This window comes from Methylobacterium sp. J-048 (assembly GCF_022829515.1).
Taxonomy (GTDB): Bacteria; Pseudomonadota; Alphaproteobacteria; order Rhizobiales; family Beijerinckiaceae; genus Methylobacterium.
Map to the genome: position 1 here is coordinate 1 of NZ_JAKSYL010000032.1, position 283 is coordinate 283.

Below are 283 nucleotides of genomic sequence, written 5' to 3' on the forward strand. Positions count from 1 at the left end.
GCTCGCCCTGCCGGATGAGAACAGCACCGAGGAAGTCGACGCCGACGTGCTGGAGCAGAACGCCCTCAACCTCCAGCAGACGGTGCAGGATTTCGGCGTGCGCGGCGACATCCTGGCGGTGCGCCCCGGCCCGGTCGTGACTCACGTCTCGAGCGGCAGGTCTTCGAGGGGCACAGGCGGCGCGCCGATCCCGGCATTGTTGAACAGCAGGTCGAGGCGGCCGAACCGGGACTTGGTCTGGGCGAACAGGTTGGCGATCGAGGCCGGGTCGGTCACGTCGGTG

2 pseudogenes are annotated in these 283 nt (G+C 68.9%); one reads left to right on the top strand and one right to left on the bottom strand.

Annotation, left to right across the window (positions count from 1 at the left end):
- Nucleotides 1-142: pseudogene (locus tag MKL09_RS32280) on the top strand (DNA translocase FtsK); the annotation flags it as partial.
- Nucleotides 143-147: 5 nt separating this feature from the next.
- Here MKL09_RS32280 and MKL09_RS00945 read toward each other — a convergent pair.
- A pseudogene (locus MKL09_RS00945) lies at nt 148-283 on the bottom strand (SDR family NAD(P)-dependent oxidoreductase); the annotation flags it as partial.